Source organism: Priestia sp. RMT2NF4, assembly GCF_047872835.1.
Lineage (GTDB): Bacteria > Bacillota > Bacilli > Bacillales > Bacillaceae_H > Priestia > Priestia zanthoxyli.
This window is the reverse complement of record NZ_JBLQZO010000010.1, coordinates 52,208-73,815: the sequence shown is the minus strand read 5'-3', so window position 1 is coordinate 73,815 and position 21,608 is coordinate 52,208. Positions and strand designations below refer to the sequence as shown.

The 21,608-nt window shown below is 38.9% G+C and carries 15 protein-coding genes; 10 read left to right on the top strand and 5 right to left on the bottom strand.

Features of this window, described 5'->3' with window-relative positions:
• Positions 1-8: 8 nt before the first annotated feature.
• From essB to essA, 4 genes are read left to right on the top strand one after another with little or no spacing between them, the layout of a single operon-like run.
• Complete coding sequence (gene essB, locus ACMX9J_RS25215; protein ID WP_416226369.1) at positions 9-1,313, top strand: type VII secretion protein EssB; 1,305 nt, start codon at positions 9-11, stop codon at positions 1,311-1,313.
• Between the two features lie 12 nt (positions 1,314-1,325).
• Positions 1,326-5,804, top strand: a complete 4,479-nt coding sequence (essC, locus tag ACMX9J_RS25210) for a type VII secretion protein EssC (protein ID WP_098627100.1) — start codon at positions 1,326-1,328, stop codon at positions 5,802-5,804.
• Positions 5,801-8,983, top strand: coding sequence for a type VII secretion protein EsaA (esaA, locus tag ACMX9J_RS25205; protein WP_416226368.1), 3,183 nt, complete (start codon positions 5,801-5,803; stop codon positions 8,981-8,983). The genes essC and esaA overlap by 4 nt, the downstream gene beginning before the upstream one ends.
• Entirely contained in the window at positions 8,961-9,458 is a 498-nt protein-coding gene (gene essA, locus ACMX9J_RS25200) for a type VII secretion protein EssA (protein WP_028412470.1), read from the top strand. Before esaA ends, essA begins: the two co-directional genes overlap by 23 nt.
• A gap of 50 nt (positions 9,459-9,508) precedes the next feature.
• On the opposite strand, the gene ACMX9J_RS25195 is transcribed toward essA, so the two are convergent.
• Positions 9,509-9,985, bottom strand: a complete 477-nt coding sequence (locus tag ACMX9J_RS25195; RefSeq protein WP_028412469.1) for a hypothetical protein — start codon at positions 9,983-9,985, stop codon at positions 9,509-9,511.
• Positions 9,986-10,272: 287 nt separating this feature from the next.
• On the opposite strand from ACMX9J_RS25195, the gene ACMX9J_RS25190 reads away from it, so the two are divergent.
• The gene (locus ACMX9J_RS25190) at positions 10,273-11,427 is read left to right on the top strand and encodes an endonuclease (protein ID WP_416226367.1); all 1,155 of its coding nucleotides are present in this window, start codon (positions 10,273-10,275) and stop codon (positions 11,425-11,427) included.
• A gap of 104 nt (positions 11,428-11,531) precedes the next feature.
• On the top strand, positions 11,532-13,169 hold the full coding sequence (locus tag ACMX9J_RS25185; protein WP_033580731.1) for a family 14 glycosylhydrolase: 1,638 nt from the start codon (positions 11,532-11,534) through the stop codon (positions 13,167-13,169).
• A gap of 48 nt (positions 13,170-13,217) precedes the next feature.
• Here ACMX9J_RS25185 and msrA read toward each other — a convergent pair whose 3' ends face one another.
• The gene (gene msrA, locus ACMX9J_RS25180; protein ID WP_028412466.1) at positions 13,218-13,733 is read right to left on the bottom strand and encodes a peptide-methionine (S)-S-oxide reductase MsrA; all 516 of its coding nucleotides are present in this window, start codon (positions 13,731-13,733) and stop codon (positions 13,218-13,220) included.
• Positions 13,734-14,080: 347 nt separating this feature from the next.
• Here msrA and ACMX9J_RS25175 point away from each other — a divergent pair, with 347 nt between their 5' ends.
• Positions 14,081-15,418, top strand: coding sequence for an ATP-binding protein (locus ACMX9J_RS25175; protein WP_221818369.1), 1,338 nt, complete (start codon positions 14,081-14,083; stop codon positions 15,416-15,418).
• Positions 15,419-15,578: 160 nt separating this feature from the next.
• Positions 15,579-16,475, top strand: coding sequence for an amidase (locus ACMX9J_RS25170; protein WP_416226366.1), 897 nt, complete (start codon positions 15,579-15,581; stop codon positions 16,473-16,475).
• 195 nt (positions 16,476-16,670) lie between these two features.
• Here ACMX9J_RS25170 and ACMX9J_RS25165 read toward each other — a convergent pair whose 3' ends face one another.
• A complete protein-coding gene (locus ACMX9J_RS25165) occupies positions 16,671-18,227 on the bottom strand; it encodes an ABC-F family ATP-binding cassette domain-containing protein (RefSeq protein ID WP_028412463.1) in 1,557 nt (518 codons plus the stop codon).
• Between the two features lie 261 nt (positions 18,228-18,488).
• Here ACMX9J_RS25165 and ACMX9J_RS25160 point away from each other — a divergent pair, with 261 nt between their 5' ends.
• Together ACMX9J_RS25160 and ACMX9J_RS25155 are read left to right on the top strand one after the other, a co-directional pair.
• Positions 18,489-19,421 carry a D-2-hydroxyacid dehydrogenase gene (locus ACMX9J_RS25160; RefSeq protein WP_033580734.1) on the top strand — a complete coding sequence of 311 codons (933 nt, stop codon included), beginning with the start codon at positions 18,489-18,491 and terminating at the stop codon, positions 19,419-19,421.
• Positions 19,422-19,520: 99 nt separating this feature from the next.
• On the top strand, positions 19,521-20,606 hold the full coding sequence (locus ACMX9J_RS25155) for a nitric oxide synthase oxygenase (RefSeq protein ID WP_249887166.1): 1,086 nt from the start codon (positions 19,521-19,523) through the stop codon (positions 20,604-20,606).
• A 48-nt stretch (positions 20,607-20,654) separates the two neighbouring features.
• On the opposite strand, the gene ACMX9J_RS25150 is transcribed toward ACMX9J_RS25155, so the two are convergent.
• Together ACMX9J_RS25150 and ACMX9J_RS25145 are read right to left on the bottom strand one after the other, a co-directional pair.
• On the bottom strand, positions 20,655-20,786 hold the full coding sequence (locus tag ACMX9J_RS25150; RefSeq protein ID WP_016762840.1) for a YflJ family protein: 132 nt from the start codon (positions 20,784-20,786) through the stop codon (positions 20,655-20,657).
• 173 nt (positions 20,787-20,959) lie between these two features.
• Positions 20,960-21,409, bottom strand: a complete 450-nt coding sequence (locus ACMX9J_RS25145) for an Rrf2 family transcriptional regulator (protein ID WP_028410145.1) — start codon at positions 21,407-21,409, stop codon at positions 20,960-20,962.
• Positions 21,410-21,608 lie beyond the last annotated feature (199 nt).

Here is a 21,608-nt window from a genome sequence, read left to right as displayed (position 1 = left end):
CTATTAGAATGTCAGAGAAGAAACCGACTTACTTAGAAGAGCAGCTTGAAGCTGTAATGACACGTCATAATAATGAATATACATTTGTTTTTCAAAAAGAAAAAATTCGACTTGATCGTTCTGTTGAAATTGAAATGTTAAAGGATGTAAACACGGCTTTTCAAAAAGAAATCATGATGAGCGATGATGAACTTAAAATAACAATTAAGCCTACCTCTGAATTTCAACCTTTTACAGCATTAAGGGGAAAAGAAGAACAGCAAAAGTGGCTGTTTGCAGATCAGCTTATCAAAAAGGTAAAGCAGCATTCTTTTTCAAGGCTGCATTTGTTGATTTGTCCAGAAAATATCATTTTTGATAAAAGTTTAAGTCCTGCTTTTTTACATTATGGAGTGAAAGAAAGTTTACCTCCTTATGAGCCTAACGAGGAACAAAGCTTTCAGGAGTTAAAGGCTACGATAGCGGCGGCCGTTGACTCATCGCATACATTTGAACAGTATTTTAAGTTATACGAGACCTTGCAATTAAAAGAAGACGCTAAAAAAATAATGCATATCAGCAATGAGGAAGAGTTGAGTCAATTTGTTCAGCATAAGCTAACCCAAATTGAAAAACATCAAAAGACACTTGTTCAACTTCCTCAAAAACGCTGGACCATTTTTAAGTTTTCATCTGTCGGTATACTTGTCTTATTAATTCCAGCTCTTATTTATACTTTTTATTCTTATTTTTTTGCTCAGCCGAAACAAGAAGCATTTGTAGAAAGCAACGAATACTTTCTTGAAAAAAACTACAGCAAAGTAGTCGACACACTTGAAGATTACGATATTGAAAGTATGCCTAAAATTGTGCAATACGAAATAGCAACCTCCTATCTTGTTAATGAAAAGTTGGGAGAGGAGCAAAAGGCAAATGCTTTAAAGACTATTACGCTTCAGTCAGATCATCAGTACTTTGCCTATTGGTTTTACATTGGCCGAGGAGACAACAAAAAAGCTTTAGAAGTGAGCCGGTTGTTAGAAGAACGTTCGTTAATTATCTATGCATTAATGAAATACGAAGGTCAGCTAAAGACAGACAACGATTTAGCGGCTGATAAAAAGCAAGAAGAGCTTGATAAAGTAGCGAATGAACTGGAAGAATTCAAGAAAGAAAATGATCAGCAAGAAGCGGAAGCAGCCAAGCAGCAAGAAGAGAAACAGGCTGAGGAAGCACAGGCGGCCAAGCAGCAGGAAGAAGAACAGAAAGCTGCAGAAGCCGAGAAAAAGAAACAAGAAGAGCAGAAAAAACAGCAGGAAGATCAATCGAAGTAGGGAGGTAGTTGTATGAATATGCTTTGGATAGTTAGTGGGCAAACGTATCAGCAGCTGCCTATAGATTTTAAAACCTTTCGCCAAGCAACGGTTGGAAACACTCAGCATCAAACGTTTACTTTTTCCTATCCGTTTGAGAAAGGTCAAATGACGCTGTCATCTGAAAAGAACGGCCGGCTCTTGATTTCCTACGGAGAAGAAAGGATAGCAGAGCTATCTGTTTCTGAGTCGTTTGTATGGCGAGAACAAGGACAGGCTTTAACCTTTGCCCTTACAGAGACGGCTGTTAAAGAAGCTGTCTATTATATTGATTACGGATCAGAAGTCTCGTTTTCCACAAGTGATGAAGCAGCTGATGTGTATCAGCAGAAAGAAAAGTATGTAGTAGAGCCAAAAGAAGGATTTTACTTATCAAAGATAAACGGGAAGTGGAAGGTCTTCTATAACCAAGAACGGCTTTATCTTAATGGACACCGAATAGAAGAGAATAGGAACCTTCAGCCCGGAGATCTTATTTTATGGTCTTCTATGACGATTCAATTAATCGAAAAAGATTTGCTGAAGATTCAAAGCTACTATGATTATGCATCTAAGCTTCCGGCTACGGCACAACCTATTTCTGAAATGAAAAAGAAGTACCCGGTTTATAGACGGACACCGCGCATGATATATGATTTGCCTAATGATAAGGTGAGCTTGTCCTTTCCGTCTCAAGACAATGATGAAAATAACCGAAGCTTATGGCTTACCATTTTACCCCCATTAGTCATGCTTTTAGTCATGGGTACGGTATCGATTATTCAGCCCAGGGGAATTTTTATTATTATATCTGTCATGATGTTTACGACCACGCTGATTGTATCTACCGTTCAATATTTCAAAGATAAAAAACAGCGCAAGAAGCGCCAAGAGCGTCGTCGTCGAATTTATACAAAGTACTTAGAGAACAAGCGCGAGGAATTACAAGAACTAGCATCAGTTCAACGAGATGTATTATCTTATCATTTTCCAACGTTTGAACGAATGAAATATTTAACAGAACAGATTTCCGATCGAATTTGGGAACGAACTGTGGAAAGCAGTGATTTCTTACAGGTGCGTCTTGGAAAAGGAACAGTTCCTGGAAGCTACCAAATTTCTTTAAATAGCGGAGATATGGCTAATCGAGAAATTGATGATTTGCTTGAGCAGTCTCAGCACATGGAAAAAGTCTATCGAGAAGTCAAAAATGCGCCTGTTACCGCTCACTTAGGTTTAGGCTCTATCGGTCTGGTAGGAAAGATGAAGACGGTGAAGAATGAACTGCATCAGCTTGTAGGACAGCTGGCATTCTCCCACAGTTATCATGATGTGAGATTCGTATTCATTTTTGATGAAGAAGAATATAAAGAGTGGGAATGGATGAAATGGCTCCCTCATTTTCAGCTGCCTCATTCTTTTGCGAAAGGCTTCATTTATAATGAACAAACGAGAGATCAGCTTTTATCTTCTATTTACGAAATGCTGAGAGAACGCGACTTAGATGAAGCAAAAGGAGAAGGGGTTTTCTTGCCTCACTTTGTTTTTATTATTACGAATCAGCAGCTAATTGCAGATCACGTTATCTTAGAGTATTTAGAAGGGTATCACCCTCATCTGGGGTTCTCTACGATATTTGCGGCAGAGACGAAAGAAAGCTTAACGGAGCATGTTCACACACTCGTTCGTTATATTAACGAATCCGAGGGGGATATATTAATTCAAAAGCAAAAAGCTGTGAATATTCCATTTCAGCTTGATAAACACACGCTTGATTATAATGAAAGATTTGCAAGGATGCTGCGGACATTGGATCACCAAGTTGGCATGACCAACTCAATTCCAAATAGCGTTTCATTCTTAGAATTATTTAAAGCAAGAGAAATTGGTGAGCTGGATATCGTGCAAAGGTGGCACACCAATGAATCAGCTAAGTCGCTAGCGGTTCCAATTGGTTTAAAAGGAAAAGAAGATATTGTTGAACTAAATCTTCATGAAAAAGCTCACGGCCCTCATGGATTACTTGCAGGTACGACGGGGTCAGGGAAAAGTGAATTTTTACAAACGTACATTCTTTCTCTAGCGGTGAATTTCCACCCCCATGAAGTCGCATTTTTATTGATTGACTATAAGGGCGGAGGAATGGCTCAGCCGTTTAAAAACATGCCTCACCTGCTTGGAACCATTACAAATATTGAAGGAAGTAAGAATTTTAGTACAAGAGCCTTAGCTTCTATTAAAAGTGAATTAAAGCGACGCCAACGCTTGTTTGATAGATATGAAGTCAATCATATTAATGATTATACAGATTTATATAAGCAAGGTATGGCAGAAGAACCTCTGCCTCACTTATTCTTAATCTCGGATGAATTTGCTGAGTTAAAAAGTGAAGAACCAGAGTTCATTCGCGAATTAGTCAGCGCGGCGCGAATTGGACGTAGTCTAGGCGTTCATTTAATTTTAGCAACACAAAAGCCAGGCGGTGTTATTGACGATCAAATTTGGAGTAATGCGCGTTTTAAAGTAGCGTTAAAAGTCCAAGATTCCGCTGATAGTAAAGAAATCTTAAAAAATGCAGACGCTGCTTCTATTACGGTGACGGGTCGAGGCTATCTGCAGGTTGGAAATAATGAAGTGTATGAACTGTTTCAGTCAGCCTGGAGCGGCGCGCCGTACATGGAAGATACGTATGGGGCTGAAGATGAAGTAGCCATTGTCACAGATCTCGGGTTGATTCCTTTATCTGATGTATCTACTCAGCAGACGTCATCCAAACAAGCGGAAGCAGAAATTGATGTTGTGGTGCAAAAAATCGAACAAACGCAGCAGGAATTAGGTATCAAAAAATTAAATAGTCCATGGCTGCCGCCTCTTAAAGAGAGATTGCTTCGCAGTGAGTACAAAGAGAAGCGAGACGGCGTATTCCCAATTGGCTTAATTGATGAACCTGAAAAGCAAAGTCAAACGGTATATAACTATCAGCTGATGGACGATGGAAACATTGGTATATTTGGTTCGTCAGGATACGGTAAATCGTTTACAGTCATGATGTTGCTTCTTAGTCTAGCTGAAAGACAGAGCCCAGAGCAGCTTCATTATTACATTTTTGACTTTGGAAACGGTACGCTGCTGCCGCTTCGTCAGCTGCCTCATACGGCGGATTATTTCTTAATGGATCAAATGCGTAAAATTGAAAAATTCATGACGATTATCAAACAAGAAATCGCAAGACGAAAGCAGTTATTTCAACAGCAGGAAGTTAGCAATATCAAAATGTATAATGCTTTAAGTTCAGAAGAGCTTCCTCTAATTTTTATCACGATTGATAATTTTGATCTTGTCAAAGAAGAAATGCAAGATCTAGAAATGCAGTTCACGCAGCTTGTGCGTGACGGTCAGTCTTTAGGAATTTATATGATCTTTACCGCGACGCGCGTGAATTCTATTCGTCAGTCACTTATGAATAACTTGAAAACGAAGGTGGTTCATTACTTAATGGATCATTCAGAAGCGTATTCTATTTTAGGACGTACGCCGTATGCGCTAGAGTCTATTCCAGGCCGGGCTATTATCAAAACGGATCAACCTTATTTTGCACAGCTGTTTTTACCTGCGGAAGGAAAAGATGATTTTGAAATTTTTGATGCAGTTAAGCTGCACATTCAACGATTAAAGAATCAATACGCTGATGCTATTCTTCCGGAGCCGGTGCCAATGCTGTCATCGAAACTTGTACTTGCCGAATTTATGACGGACAGAAGAGTTATTCGCGAAAAAGGAGTTATTCCTCTTGGGTTAGATGAAGAGTTTGTTCGACCGGTGCATATGAACTTTACGAAAAATAAGCATTGTATCGTCATGGGGCAGACGCAAAAAGGAAAGACAAATGTAGTGAAAGTCATACTGCAAACAGCGCTTGAACAAGGCGTGAAGCAAATCGGACTATTTGATTCGGTTGACCGTGGTTTATCAAGCTATGCAGCTGAAGAGCAAGTTGTTTACATGGAAACAAAAGAACAGATCGTCGACTGGCTTGACCTAACCGAAGAACGATTGCAGCGACGTGAAAATAAGTATTTGGAAGCAGTGCAGGAAGGAACCGTACACGGTCTTTCATTTGCCCCGATCATGCTTGTAGTAGACGGATTTGTACGATTCCAGCAAAACTTAGACAGTGTCTTGCAGGATCGTATTACAAAATTGATGAAAAATTATAGCCACCTGGGCTTTAACTTGATTGTTGCAGGGAACAACAATGAGTTTTCAAAAGGATTTGACGCGTTAACAACAGAAGTGAAGCAAATTGGCCAAGCTGTGTTGTTGATGAAGAAAACAGAGCAAAGCTTATTTACACTTCCTTATGACCGAAAAGAAGCCGACGTTAACCCTGGCTTCGGTTATTATATTAAAAGTGGAAAAGAAACAAGAATTCAAATCCCGCTATGTGTAAGTGAAAGGAAGATCTTAACATGACCGAACAGCGTAAGTATACACTTAAAGTCATATTAGCTGTTGTTTTAATTTTGGCTCTTCCTTCTTTCTTTTTCCAGTATATTGGAGACAACCCGCTACAAGTCACAGAAAACTCAACAAGAACGATTGCGGTTGTTAACGAAGATAATGGAGTAAAAGAAAACAGTGAAAAAGCGATAGAATTTGGAGAAAAAGTGACTCCTCTTTTACAGGAGGGGTCGGATTATCAATGGACCGTGCTTGGACGAAGCGCAGCTACAAGCGGTTTACAGAATGGGAAATATGATGCGGTTATTTATATTCCCTCGACTTTCTCACAAAATATTTTATCGTATCAGGAAAAAAAGCCAGAAAAAGCTACTTTGGAATACAAAGTTCAAAGCCAGCTTAACGCAGTTAATAAGGAAAAAGTAGTAGGGGAATTAGAAGATGCTACTACAAAGGTTAATAATGAAATGTCCTCTTTGTACTGGAGTTATGTATCACAGGAAGTGGATAAGGTACGCGGACAGTTCGATAAAATTCTAAATAAAGAAATCGCCTTTCAAAAAACAATGGTCGCTTTTTATAAACCGAATTCAAAAGATTTAGCAGGTGAATTAAATGATCAAAAGAAAATTCTTCAGCAAATCCAAGATAATGTAAATAAAGCAGAAAAAGGTTCTAGCGACAGACAAGGCGACGTAGAACAGGTTGAAAAGAATTTAAACAGCTTCATTGAATATGTAAATCAATATCAAACATATCAAGAAACACAGAAACAAATGCTTGAAAAAACGCAGGCTCAAAGCGTCGCTGCGATTCAACAAGGGTTGTCTTCCCTTGAATCTAATCAGCCAAGCTCTAAGCAAAATTTTAATGAGCAGGCCAATCAAGTGTTTAGTGGCTTATCTTCCATTCAACAGCAGCTGGATGAAAATCAAAAAGCCGTTGGAGAACTTGGAGATCAACAAGCAGATAACGTCAGTGAACAAGAAAAAGCTCTGCAAGATTTGAACGGCCAAATCATCAGTTCATACAAACAGCAGTCTGAGCAAACAACCTTAAATCAAATTGAAAGTAAGCTAAAGCCGCTTCGTGCGCAGCTAGAGACAGCTTCATCAAATGATAGTGGTGGAGGCTCAACAGATCCAGGGGAAAGTGATGGAACTCAGCCAGATCCTAATCAAGACGGAGAGACGCCAACGGACCCTGGAGAAGGTGACGGAACTCAGCCAGATCCTAATCAAGGTGGAGAGACGCCGACGGATCCTGGAGAAGATGATGGAACTCAGCCAGATTCCGGTCAAGGCGAAGGAACGTCAGAACCAATTCAAGTGGATTTATCTCAGCAAACAGCAAAGCTTGATGATATATCAAAAGGGCTTGATGATTTAGAACAGCAGCTTCAAGGCATGACGAGTGAAACACCCGAAGCGCCTGAAGCACCTGAGACACCTGAGGGCACGGAAACGCCTGTAACGCCTGAAACACCGGATACACCGGATACATCAGGCACATCCAATGCTGTGAAAAGTGCGCTTGAAAAAGTGGCTAATCTAAAAACACAGGTACAGGCAGTCAAAGATGAGCTGCAAAATGTAACCGTTCAGCCTGAAACTTCAGGAGAAAATACGGATGCGCTGAAGCAGAAAATTGCCAGTTTGGAAGCAGACGTTAAGTCTTTGACAGCACAGAAAAACAAAGCAGAGAAAGACTTAGAAGAAGCAACCAAGTCGTCGAGCAGTCAAATTGCTAAGCTTCAAGAAGAAAATGAACGATTAAAAAAAGAGAATGAAAAGTTGAAAGAAGACGGCAAAAAACCTTCTAAAGGCAGTGCGGATGTTGATGGTCTCATTACGATGATTAAAAACAAAGAAGATAAAATCTTATCTTCTCCAAACCTTTCAGCTTCTCGAAAGGAAAAGCTGAGCAATACATTCTCAGGTAAGATTAAAAGCAGCAGTGCCGAAGATCTGTTAAAGTACTACGGTGATTTATCGCAGTATGATTTGACTTTAGCTCAAGTAGGAAATACAGACATACAGAACAGCGTCCTTAACAATGACTCTATTAAAGGAAGTTTGCAGCAGGCGTTAGCTGGAACCGTTTCTTCTCAAGACGCGCGTAAGCAAATTCAACAAAACCTGTCTCTAACAAAAGAAGAGTTAGCACAGTTCCAAAGTTCAGTGCAAAATTTTGCTGATCAATATGGACAAACAGTTGATGCTGAACAAGCATCGATTATGGAAGAGCTATCAGCTATTCAAGAAAAAGCAAATGCAATGAATCAAGAGCTTCAATCTAGCGCAGGTGAAGATCAAGCATTAGAAAAGAAAGAAGCTCCGGACGTAACAGGCTTAATGACGCTGCAGCAAAGCATGGGTCAAGAGTTGAAGGGAATGAACGAACTCATTTCATCTTTAGGTGAAAGACAAGCTAATGTTGTCACGTACACAGATGAATTGCAGAAGCGTGTAAATGAAGTTCAGGATAAGGCTGACACGCTTAACAGCAAGTGGGCCCAAAACGTGGATTCAACGAAGTTGGTACGAGGCCAGGTATACCGCTTGTTAAATAATACATTAGTAGATGGACAGAATAATGATTACGTTTATCATTATTTAGCAAATCCTCTTCAAGTAAGCGGTGAAGTGCCGGCTGAAAAAGTAAAAGAGGTTCCACCGGTTGTCATTTTGGTTATTATCTTAATCAGCAGCCTACTAATTGGCTATTTCAGTCAATACTACCGACATGCACCTATGCTTGTAAAAGGTACGCTCTTTGGATTATTGAATTTGATTGTAGGGTTAATGGTAAGTATCTTTAGCCTGAATATTTATTCGTTATCGGGAGACCGGGCAATGGAATGGTCAATCTTTACGATCGTCTTATTGCTTGCTTCATCTACACTTGTACGTATTGCTTTCTTATTAGGAAGCTTCGCTGGATGGGTGACGACAGTAGGGTTGATTTTATTTTATATTACCCCGCTTCTTAACTTATCTATGCCAAACTTTAATTACGAAGATCCAGTATCTAAAGTGTACATGTCCATTCAATATGATACGCAGTCTCTGTTTGGACAGGCGCTTATTGTATTACTGGGAATGACTGCCGTTTTAAGTGTTCTGCCATCTATTATTCGTGCTTTAAAGACGACTAAAGAGGTTGAAAATGATGAAACCTATAGTGCTTAGTAAGAAGATTGGAAGTGTTGTTCTTATTTTTTCACTTCTTTGTTTCCCTATAGCAGCAGCGGCTGAAGCTGATGATGGAAACGTTGAAGAGATTAAACCAAATGTATATAAAGATGATCCCATTAACTTAGACCCCGAATCTTTGCTAGAAAATAAAAAAGAAGTAGGAAATATTCCGGAGGAAATAAAGGATCTTACATTTGAAAAAGAGGAAGATGCAGAGAAAGAGAGTTTAAAAGAAAGTCTTTTTGCGAACGCATCAGCTGAAGATAATACGATTTCTGCGAAAGCAAAAGAATATAACTTGTTTTCTTCTAAAAACACTTCCTACAAGAAAGATCGGACAGAACAAACGGCTTCTGAAAAGTCATCAGATCTACAATGGTTTTACTTATTATTGATTGGTGTGGGGGTTGTTGTATTATTTGTGGTTTTAATACCGCGCATTAGCCCTCAGCCTTCTGTGAAAAAATGAAAAAACCTCGCTGTTAATCAACAGCGAGGTTTTTGCGTATAGACGTAAATTTACAGGCGGCGGAAGCCTTCTTCAAACAAATAATCTTCTGCTTCTTCGTAAGATAAAAATGCTGCCTCCAAATTCAAGCCAGAATAAATATTCCACAGGTCATCTTCATGAACAAGTAAAAGCGTTGCATTGTCTGGGCCGTTCCAGCGCTGTTCATTTCCATTCCCTACAATAGCTTCTTCTCTAGCTGTATCAGGAAGGGTAGACAAAGATTCAATAGAAGCTTCAATAATTGATCGAAGATCTTCTTCAGTGTAATCACGGATATTCACAAGACCTTTGTCATTTGTTTCATATCCTTTTAAAAAACCTGCATATACAAATCCATTTCCGTTAGGATGCAGATGATGCACAACAACCGTTTTATCGTACACGCTTTCTTCATAATGAAAATTCACGCGTCCTAAAGATACATCTTTTCGATGCAGCTCTGGAAACGATGAAATAATAGCTAATTTTTCGTCAAAACTAAGCATAGACAATCCTCATTTCTATTTAAATCATTTCATTTTCTGAAATGGTATAAGCTCTTTTACGATTCGGTTGATTATACCATATATAAAGAAAGACACATAATGCTTTTTCCAGTGTGGACTTTTAAAAATATAACCCTTCGCATAAAGCAGCCGCCACTGTAAAGAAGAACACATCTTTTTCACTATAAAACTTAACAAAAAACAGGCAGGGAATTCACAGTGAAAAAATAATATAAAGAGGTGGAAGGAAACGAGTTTTTAAACCTATCATAAGGAGGAATAAAAAAGTGAGATTACATGCTCTGTGTAAAAAAACATGGGTAATGTCCCTGCTTGTTTTTGCTCTTGTAGTGAGCTTAACTCCTGTTAGTCAAGCAGCGGCATCTTTATCTGTGTCACAAGCTCTTGAAAATCAAAACAATAGTGTACAAGCTGTTAAAGGATATGTAGTAGGTCAACCTACAGGCACATCTACAGTTATTACGAGCAATTACCCAAACGATTATGCACTTGCTCTCGCTGACAGTGCAAATGAAACCAACACAGACAAGATGGTATACGTTCAAATTCCTTCAAATTTGCGAAGTACATTTGGACTTCAAAGTCGCTCGGAGTTAAAAGGGAAAAGTCTTACTGTTACGGGCACACTCACCCCTTACTTTTCACACCCAGGAATAAAATCAGTTACTTCTATCAGTACAGAAACAGAAGGAACTGATCCGACTCCAGACCCCACAGAGCCAACTGTTCCAGTAGAAGACTATTATCGTACCGCAGCTGGAAAAACAGGAAACACCTTAAAAACACAGCTTCATAACATTATTGACCATCACACAGAACTTTCGTATTCATCCGTATGGGAAGCTTTAAAGAAAACGGATGAAGATCCAGCTAACGCAAATAACGTTATTTTGCTCTATACGGGGCGTTCACAGAGTAAGAGTACAAATGGAGGCGGAGTGGACGATTGGAATCGTGAGCACGTCTGGGCAAAGTCTCACGGGGATTTTGGAACAGCTATGGGTCCTGGAACAGATCTTCATCATTTACGTCCAACCGATGTGTCTGTAAATGGTACGAGAGGAAACTTAGATTTTGATAACGGAGGGACGGAACATAGCGAGGCACTCGGAAATTATTTTGACAGTGATTCATGGGAACCTCGAGATGAAGTAAAAGGTGATGTGGCTCGTATGTTGTTTTATATGGCCGTACGCTATGAAGGCGATGTAAGTGATGAGCCTGACTTAGAACTTAATAACACAGTGAATAATGGCACTGCTCCTTATCATGGGAAATTATCTGTGCTTCTTCAATGGAACGCCGAAGATCCAGTAGATGATCGAGAACGACGCAGAAATGATATTATTTATTCAGACTATCAGCATAACCGCAATCCGTTTATTGACCATCCTGAATGGGTGAATGAGATTTGGAACTAATGTAGGAGGCGTCCTGGCGGGGCGTCTTTTTTTATAAAAGAAAAAGGAAAAAACTAAAATCCGCCGAATACCTATAGGTGATTTTGAAAAAATGGAGGGAAGCTATGAAACAGCTATGTAAAAAAGGGTTGGCTTTTATTTTGGTGCTCATTTTTGTTAACGCTTTCATTTTGAATCCACTTAATGGAGCGGCTGCCGTAGATGGAAAATCAATGAATCCTGGTTACAAAACCTACTTAATGGCGCCTTTAAAAAAGGTAACAGACTATACAACATGGGAAGCGTTTGAGAACGATTTACGCAAAGCGAAACAAAATGGATTTTATGCGGTGACAGTAGACTTCTGGTGGGGAGATATGGAGAAGAACGGCGATCAGCAGTTTGATTTTTCCTATGCTCAGCGCTTTGCTCAAGCTGCTCGTAATGCAGGTATAAAGATCGTTCCTATTATTTCTACTCATCAGTGCGGCGGTAATGTTGGAGATGATTGTAACGTTCCGCTTCCGTCTTGGGTATGGAACTTAAAAAGTGATGACAGCCTTTACTTTAAATCTGAAACAGGTACGACAAATAAAGAAACGCTAAGCCCGCTTGCAACTGACGTTATTTCTAAGCAATACGGAGAGCTCTATACGGCATTTGCGCAAGCGTTAGCACCTTATAAAGACGTGATTGCTAAAATCTATTTATCCGGAGGCCCTGCAGGTGAAATTCGTTATCCGTCCTATACAGCAGCAGACGGAACCGGCTATCCGTCTAGAGGAAAATTTCAAGTGTATACGAACTTCGCCAAAAGCAAGTTTCAATCATATGCTTTGACTAAATACGGTTCACTCGCCGGCGTCAATCAGGCATGGGGAACCAATTTAACCTCTGCATCGCAAATTTTACCGCCATCAGATGGCTATCAGTTCTTAAAAGATGGTTATTCAACAGCTTATGGAAAAGATTTCTTAGCATGGTATCAAGGAGCTTTGGAAGATCACACAAAACGTATTGGACAGTTAGCTCATCAGGCTTTTGATGCCACCTTTAACGTACCAATCGGTGCAAAAGTGGCGGGAATTCATTGGCAGTATAATAATCCGACGATTCCTCATGCTGCAGAAAAACCTGCTGGATATAATGATTACAATGCGCTTTTAGACGCTTTTAAAACAGCTAAATTAGATATAACGTTTACGTGCTTAGAAATGACGGACAGCGGAAGTTATCCCGAATATTCTATGCCAAAGACGCTTGTACGCCAAGTAGCAGGTATTGCGAATGCAAAAGGAATTGTTTTAAACGGGGAAAATGCTCTAACTATAGGCAGTGAAGATCAATATAAAAAAGCAGCTGAAATGGCCTTTAACTATAATTTTGCAGGATTTACTTTGCTTCGTTTCTACGATGTCATTAACAATGATACGCTGATGGGGCAATTTAAAAATACGCTGGGCGTTACACCAGTTGCGCAAACGGTTGTAGTAAAAAATGCGCCAACTGCGGTAGGAGAAACGGTTTATATTGTTGGAGACAGAGCTGAGCTAGGTCAGTGGGATACGTCCCTTTATCCAATTAAATTAACATATAATTCATCTACAGCCGATTGGAGAGGCACCGTCTATTTTCCTGCGAGTCAAAATGTTCAATTTAAAGCAATTGTGAAGAGAGCTGATGGCTCGTTAAAAGCATGGCAGCCTTCGCAGCAATATTGGAGCGTGCCGTCAACAACAGCAACTTATACAGATAATTGGTAAACAAAGCCGCATAGCAAACGCTATGCGGCTTTGTTTTGAACATAAGAATTATTTCCAGTTCGCTTGAATAAACTCATCTCGACCAGACTTAGCGCGGTCTTCTTTATAATGCTTTGGATTTTTCTTGTGGAAATCTTGGTGATACTCTTCCGCTTCATAAAACGCAGAGGCAGGAAGGATGCTTGTCACGATTGGTTTTTTAAAACGTCCGCTTTTTGCGACCTCTAGCTTTGTCTCTTCAGCTTCCTGCTTTTGGCTATCGTTATGGTAAAAAATTGCTGTTCGATACTGCGAGCCTCGATCTTGGAATTGACCTCCATCATCTGTTGGATCAATTTGCGGCCAATAAAGATCTAACAAACGTTTATACGGAAACACTTCAGGGTCAAATGTGATTTGAACCACTTCGTAATAACCGCTTGTGCCAGATTTTACTTGCTCATAGGTAGGGTTATCCACAGTTCCCCCCATATATCCTGATACAATGCCGTGAATACCTTCTAGCTCTTCAAATGGTGTAACCATACACCAGAAACATCCACCTGCAAATGTAGCTTTTTCCATACGTAATCCCTCACTTAATCCGTTGTTATGAAGGGTATTATAACAAATTTATATTGAAACAGCTAGAAAAGGGTTTGTAGGTTGTGTAAAAGCTGTGGATAAAGATAAATATCCACAGCTTTTACACAATAAACTCGGCTATGTTGAAGATTGAAAAATGCAGGAGAGAAGAAAGAAAAAATGATAGAATAGATGAGGTGTATATATCGATGTAGAAGAGATTAGGCGGCAGAAGCAGGATCTATGCGGCATCTAGATAAATAAAGTTAGTACGTTAGTAACAAGAGGTAAGAAACAGCATATTCGCGCTGTTAAATAAATATACAAAGATAATAGGAGAGTTGAATATGTTACAAGATAATCTCATCCTAGAGCACTATGGATTAAATGAATTAAATTTTGATACGATCAAAAGCTACCGGGATCGATTTGCTGAAGTAAAACCAGCTCATCCTTGGAATGCGCTTGAAACAAAAGAGTTTTTATACAAAGTAGGAGCATGGGGAAAGGTAAGAGATACCCATAAAGAAGGAGTTACGCTCGCAGGCCTGCTTTTATTCAGTGAAGAACGGATTATCACAGAAGTTTTACCACAATACTTTTTAGAATACCGGGAAAGTAAAGGGAATGAAGAATGGACAGAGCGTTTTACCTCTCAAGACGGGACGTGGTCAGGAAATATTTTCGATTTTTATTTCCATATTCATGAAATTGTTCGTAATAGCGAACCCCAGTCGTCAATCGCTTCCTCTTTAACAGAAGTTTTAATCAATATGCTTATTCATGCAGATTATAATGGCGAGGGCGGCGTTATTTTAGAAAAGCAACCTTCTCATTACGTTTTTTCTAATCCAGGTCTTTTGTTAGTACCTACAGATTCAGTTTTTAGTAAAACCGTTAGTCAGCTTCGAAACCCGAATATCGTTAAGCTATTCAGTTTACTAGGGCTATGTGAACGTTCGGGCTCTGGCTTGAAAAAAGTGAAGCAAAACTGGAGCTTGCATCATTATAAAAAGCCTTCTGTTGACCAAGATGTTTCTATGCATCGTACGGTAGTCACGTTATCTCTGTCCACTCAAGAAAGACAGATTAGTTCTTCTGAAAAAGACACTTATCATACGTCTGTAACTGATTTGGGAAATAATTTTAAAAGTGTCGAAAAATATCAAAACATACCTGAAAACAATGTCGAAAATAACTCCTATAATAAAAATAAAGACTCTTATAATAAAGATTTATTAGAGGAGTTAAACTCATGTAATAACGACAATAACTCCTATAATAAAGAAGAAAACTACTATAATAGTGAACTTAACTCATATAATAAAGATGATTACTCCTATAATAGTTATCAAAACTCCTATAATAAAGAATCGGAAGATGGTTCTTCTAATTCAGTGAATGGTGAGGATATTGATACGAAGCTATGGGATATTGCAGCGCTGGCTCGTGAAAAAAAACGGCTTTCGCCTAATCAGATGGAGCATATTATTCTTGAATTATGCAAAGAAAAACCGCTCATGCTTAAAGAGTTTGCTTATTTACTAGAAAGAACGCCGGATGGAGTACGTAATAATTATTTAACAAAGCTATTACGAAAAGGACAATTACAGTTGAAATATCCAAATCAGCCAAACCATCCAAAGCAGGCATATTTATTCCATAAGAAAGATACAGGGAAGTAAATCAAGCAACCGCTAGAACAAATAAAGATTAGGCTGAAAAAATTGATAAGGAAGAGTTTGCTGAAAGCTACAGATCTAAGGGAGAAATTCACCATAAAGTTGCCAAGCTGCCAGACTCTCTTTATATGAGTTCTGGCTCGTATAAAGGAGGAAATAGAGTGTGAAAAGCAAGTGCGTTCTTATTTTTCTGGTGGTTGTATGGCTGTTTAATATGGGGAAAGGAACAGGATGTGGATCAAAGGTGAATGCAGAGATGAATATACCGCTGTCGACGTGGGTGTGGGATACAAAGAAATGGATGTTGGACCAAGAAGCTATCCGTGAAAAACTTCAAGAAAAAAAGGTGACAAAGGTTTATTTACAAATTGACGCTCATCTTTCACCTTCTGTATATAGGCATTTTATCCAACAAGCGCAAGTCCAGGGTATAGATGTCTACGCACTTGACGGCGCTCCTTCTTGGATAGGGCCTTCTGGTATAGAAGAGCAGGCAGCATTTTTTAATTGGATAACAGCTTACCAAGCAGAAGCGGAAGAACAACAGCAATTTTCAGGGGTTCATTTAGATATAGAGCCGTATTTGTATAAAAGCTGGAAAAATAATCGAGCGAAAAGTATTCTGCAGTATCAATATGTTATTTCTCAAGCTGCAGTACAGTCTCGTCAGTTACACTTGCCGCTTGCTGTAGATATACCGTTTTGGTTTGACGAAGTTCCATTCAAAAATAGCAACGGTTCCGGTTCGCTGGGGCATTGGATTATTCAGTACGCTGATGAAGTCACAATTATGTCGTACCGAAACCATGCAGATAAAGAAGACGGTATTGCTGACATAACGCAAAATGAACGCAAGTGGGGACGTGTACTATCTACTCCGATTGAAATAGGGGTAGAAACGATGGCTTCAGATGAAGGGGAATACATTTCTTTTTCTGCTAAAGGAGAAGAAAAGATGATGCAAGAGCTGGGTAAGTTGCTTACGAAGTGTCAAGCTAAAAACCCTCCAAGCAGTATAGCTGTTCATCATTTTGATAGCTGGCTACAGATGAAACCATGACAACGAAAAGACCGCTGCATCACTGCAGCGGTCTTTTTGGGTTTAGGGAGTATAGATACAATATAGCCATTTTATTAAAGGACTATACATAAAAAAAAGTAACCATTTAAAAAATGGCTACTCACACAAAGGGGGGGAACTTAATCTTATCATTCCCACTTTTTCTAAAAGATATGCCTCTTTTAACCCGTTTTTTTAAAATAATTTAGTCGTCCAAGATTCGCAGTTCCACACGTCTGTGACTACATCTTGATAAAATTCAGGTTCGTGACAAATAATTAAGATACTTCCTTTGTATTCTTTTAAAGCTCGTTTTAATTCATCTTTCGCATCTACATCCAAGTGGTTTGTAGGCTCATCCAGTACAAGAATGTTGGTTTCATTGTTAATCAGCTTACATAGACGGACTTTTGCTTTTTCTCCACCGCTTAGAACTTCTACTTTACTTTCAATATGTTTGGTTGTTAAGCCGCATTTAGCTAACGCTGCACGAATTTCATATTGGGTAAAGTGAGGAAACTCGTTCCATGCTTCTTCAATACACGTATTGTAGTTAGCTGATTTAACTTCTTGTTCGAAATAGCCAATATGCTGGTAATCGCCTTTTTCTACAGAGCCTGAAATCGGTTTGATTTCTCCTAGAATACTTTTTAAAAGAGTTGTTTTCCCGATTCCATTTGCTCCTACAAGGGCAATCTTTTGACCTCGCTCCATTTTTAGATTCAGTGGCTTAGAAAGCGGCTCTTCGTATCCAATGACTAAATCAGATGTTTCAAAAATTAATTTGCTTGAAGTACGAGCACTCTTAAAGTTAAACTCTGGTTTTGGACGCTCTTGAGCTAGTTCAATTACTTCCATTTTATCCAGCTTTTTTTGACGGGACATGGCCATATTTCGTGTCGACACGCGCGCTTTGTTTCTCGCTACGAAATCTTTTAAATCTGCCATTTCTTGCTGTTGTTTTTTATAAGCTGCTTCAAGCTGCTGTTTTTTCATCTCATATACTTTCATAAAATCGTCGTAGTCTCCTACATAGCGATTTAACTCTTGGTTTTCCATATGATAAATTAAATTGATCACGCTATTTAAAAATGGAAGATCGTGAGAAATTAAAATAAAGGCATTTTCATATTCTTGCAAGTAGCGTCGTAGCCACTCAATATGCTGTTCATCCAAGTAGTTTGTAGGCTCATCAAGTAAAAGAATTTCTGGTTTTTCAAGCAATAGTTTGGCTAGCAATACTTTTGTACGCTGTCCGCCACTTAAATCCTGTACGTCACGATCTAAGCCGATATCTTCTAATCCTAATCCGCGTGCAATTTCTTCGACTTTTGCATCGATAACGTAAAAGTCATTGTTTGTTAAGAGGTCTTGAAGCGTACCGACTTCTTCTAATAGTTTTTCGAGTTCTTCTGGTGATACATCCGCCATTTTCTCATAGAGGCCATTCATTTGAGCTTCTAAATCAAATAAATATTGAAAAGCACTTTTTAGTACATCACGAATAGAAAGGCCGCGCTCTAATGCCGTGTGCTGATCTAAATAGCCAACGCGCACTTTTTTAGACCATTCTACTTTTCCCGCATCCGGTTCTAGCTTGCCTGTAATGATGTTCATAAATGTTGATTTACCTTCGCCGTTTGCTCCAATCAAGCCGACGTGTTCACCTTTTAACAATCGAAATGATACATCGTTAAAAATCGCACGGTCACCAAAACCATGGCTTAGATTTTTTACGTTTAATACACTCATGCTGACACACCTTTTCTTTTAAAATATCTATCGTACGTTTCGTTATAAACAAATTGATTCATAACGATTATAGCGAACTTATATACATAAATCCATATGAGTTTTCCAGCCTTGAAAGTCATATAAAATTCACTCGCGTCTTCCTTTCACTTGATTCATACTATATATATCAATGTAGAAAATCCTTCATGACGACGGGACGGTTATATCGAATCATTCAAATAGAGTATATAGAAGAATAAAAAGGCAGGGGGAAAAGAAATGAACATTTATACGATACTAGTGGCAGGAAGAATGCATAAGGAGCTGGAGGAGATAATCAAACAAAAGCAGCTGTCTCAGACGTTTCGATTTATGGAAGAGCAAGACGTTACAATGGAAGATTTAAACTGGGCTGACGCGCTTTTATCCTTCGGTCCAACGAATTACTTTAAAGACCATAGCTTCAAATGGATTCATTCTCTCGGTGCAGGAGTTGATCGGTTCTTAGAAAGTGCGGATTGGAAAAAGAGCGTGATGTTAACACGTACGGTTTGTTCATTTGGTCAGCGGATCAGTGAATATTGTCTTAGCTATATGCTAGCTGAACTTCAGCACCACGCACAGTTTCAGCATCAGCAAAAACAAAAGCGGTGGAAAGCGGTAGAGCCTCAGCAGCTTTCTGCTCAAACGGTCATCATTTATGGAACAGGTGAAATCGGCGGACGTCTTGCAACCGTTTTAAAATCTTTTGGTGTACGAGTGATAGGAGTATCTAAAAGTGGAAATGAAAAGCCGTCATTTGATCAAGTAGTCTCGATTTCAAATGAGAGAGACTTGCTAAAAGAAGCTGATTGGATTATTAGTACAATGCCACTAACGAATGAAACAAAAAGCTACTTTGACCAAAAATGGATGAATTTAGTTGAGAATGCATACTTTATAAATGTTGGACGAGGTGCAACTGTAGATGAAAATGCGTTAGTAGGGGCTATTGAGCAAAAGCGTATTCGAAAAGCATACATAGACGTATTTGAACGTGAGCCGTTAACGAAAGAATCTTTTTGGTGGAATCATTCACATATCATCATAACACCTCATATTTCGGCGGTGACTACGCCTGCAGAAGCCGTAGAGTGCTTTGTTGAAACGCTGCAAAAAGTTGAGCAAGGCGAATTGCCTTCTAACTTGGTTAATATTGAAAGAGGTTATTAAAGCATTATGATGCGCGTTTCCGCTATGAGGATGGTATACTGAAACTTGCTTTTCTTGGACGAAAAGAATGAAATCTGTTCTTCTAGGGGGGAACAAACGTTGAAGCAAGAAGAATTATTTGAACAAGCACGTGTATTTATAGAGACGTGTTACGCTGAACTTGAAAAAAGCGAAGCGGACAAAAACAGGCGATTAAAAGAAATTCATCAGCAAATTATGTCACTCGGACATTATGATCATACATTTGAAGAGTTAGAGCACGGAGCTCGCATGGCTTGGAGAAACAGCAATAAATGTATCGGACGACTATTTTGGCAATCGCTCAATGTATTTGATAAGCGAGAGGTGAGCACAGTTGAAGAGGTAAGAGACGCTCTTTTTCACCATATTGAATATGCAACAAATGACGGGAAAATCCGGCCTACTATTACGGTGTTTAAACCGAAAACGCAAGCAAAAGAACCGATTAGAATCTGGAATCATCAGCTAATCCGCTATGCTGGGTACGAGACGGAATACGGCGTGATAGGAGATCCTGATTCTGTTGCGTTCACGGAAGTTTGCCAAAAGCTGGGGTGGGAAGGTGAGAAAACTCACTTCGATGTTCTTCCTCTGGTCCTGCAAGTTAATGAAGCGTCACCTCGATGGTTTGAGATTCCAAAACATTTAGTGAAAGAAGTAGCTATTACGCACCCAGAACTTCCTGAATTTGAAGACTTACAGTTAAAATGGTACGCTGTCCCGATGATTTCAGATATGAAGCTAGAAATTGGAGGGATTGATTACGTCGCAGCACCATTTAATGGATGGTACATGGGGACTGAAATTGGTGCCCGAAATTTGGCGGATACGTATCGCTATAATCAACTTCCAAAAATAGCTTCTATGATGGGATTGAATATGGATTACAACGCGACGCTTTGGAAGGACAAAGCTCTTATTGAATTAAACGTTGCGGTGCTTTCTTCTTTCAAACGAGAAGGTGTTAGCATTGTAGATCATCATACGGCTGCTCAGCAATTTCACTTGTTTGAAGAAAGAGAACAAAAAAATGGCCGGGAAGTGACTGGGAACTGGACATGGTTAATCCCACCGGTTTCACCAGCTACCACACATATTTTTCATAAGCTTTATAAAAATAAAGTATTATCACCAAATTATTTTTATCAAGACGCTGCTTATTAAATGAACAAAAAAGAGAGTACAAATTTGTACTCTCTTATTACACGTTAATTAATTTTTGTGTTTATCAAGCAAGTTAGCAAGTACATATGTTTTGTACTTTTCCACTTTGCGGCCTTCATGGTTGCGAACTCCTCGTTTTTTAAGTTCCTCAACATACCAACCTTTGCTTCCTACGTGCATACTCAAACACCCTTTCGTCATTTTTTTAGGATGAACAGAATGAGGTTCATTGTCTGCTCGAATGGAGACATCTTGTCTTTCCAATACGTGCCTCATTGTAACATCTTTTATTTTATGATGAAAGGGAAAAAGGTCAAAAAAACGAGAATGATTTCAGGTGAATTTTAGTTTGTTCATTCCTCGTTTTTTTGAGATAGGAGGAGGAGGTTTAATTCGTCTTTATTTTGGATTAGATCTTCTAATGTATACTGATCTAACACTTTAATGAAGGCTTGCATGGCTTCATGCAAAACACTTTTTAACTTGCAGACGGGGCTAATAATGCAGAAGTTTCCTTCACGGTCAAAACATTCAACAATATGAAAATCTTCTTCAGTTTGACGTACCACTTTGCCAATATTAATGTCTTTTGGAAGCTGAGCTAAACGAATACCGCCGTTTCGTCCTCGGATCGTTTCAATTAAGCCAAGTTTTCCAAGTTCGTGAATGATTTTCATAAGATGGTTCTTTGAAATATTATACGCTTCAGCAATTTCTTTTATATTGCTTAGTTTATTATTATCGCGAACGCCTAAATATAATAAAACTCGCAGTGAGTAATCTGTATATTGTGTGAGCCTCATCTTTTTACCTCTTCTCTTATCAGCAGCTGATATATCTATAATAGCATGTCTATATCTAAGAAATACAGAAAGAATGCTCACATTTTTGACAGGGTGAATTTGTGAACATTTCTTTAAATATGTATATAAAATATATCTTTTTAAGTAGGATATGAGTATTATAAAGATGTATTAAAAATATATCTTTTAAAAATGAATC

Bases quoted from the DNA above. Each gene is read 5' to 3' on its own strand.
- msrA (WP_028412466.1), bottom strand. From the start codon at position 13,733: ATGGAAAAAGCTACATTTGCAGGTGGATGTTTCTGGTGTATGGTTACA.
- ACMX9J_RS25160 (WP_033580734.1), top strand. From the start codon at position 18,489: ATGAACATTTATACGATACTAGTGGCAGGAAGAATGCATAAGGAGCTG.
- ACMX9J_RS25165 (WP_028412463.1), bottom strand. From the start codon at position 18,227: ATGAGTGTATTAAACGTAAAAAATCTAAGCCATGGTTTTGGTGACCGT.
- esaA (WP_416226368.1), top strand. From the start codon at position 5,801: ATGACCGAACAGCGTAAGTATACACTTAAAGTCATATTAGCTGTTGTT.
- essB (WP_416226369.1), top strand. From the start codon at position 9: ATGTCAGAGAAGAAACCGACTTACTTAGAAGAGCAGCTTGAAGCTGTA.
- ACMX9J_RS25185 (WP_033580731.1), top strand. From the start codon at position 11,532: ATGAAACAGCTATGTAAAAAAGGGTTGGCTTTTATTTTGGTGCTCATT.
- essC (WP_098627100.1), top strand. From the start codon at position 1,326: ATGAATATGCTTTGGATAGTTAGTGGGCAAACGTATCAGCAGCTGCCT.
- ACMX9J_RS25150 (WP_016762840.1), bottom strand. From the start codon at position 20,786: ATGCACGTAGGAAGCAAAGGTTGGTATGTTGAGGAACTTAAAAAACGA.
- ACMX9J_RS25175 (WP_221818369.1), top strand. From the start codon at position 14,081: ATGTTACAAGATAATCTCATCCTAGAGCACTATGGATTAAATGAATTA.
- ACMX9J_RS25195 (WP_028412469.1), bottom strand. From the start codon at position 9,985: ATGCTTAGTTTTGACGAAAAATTAGCTATTATTTCATCGTTTCCAGAG.
- essA (WP_028412470.1), top strand. From the start codon at position 8,961: ATGATGAAACCTATAGTGCTTAGTAAGAAGATTGGAAGTGTTGTTCTT.
- ACMX9J_RS25145 (WP_028410145.1), bottom strand. From the start codon at position 21,409: ATGAGGCTCACACAATATACAGATTACTCACTGCGAGTTTTATTATAT.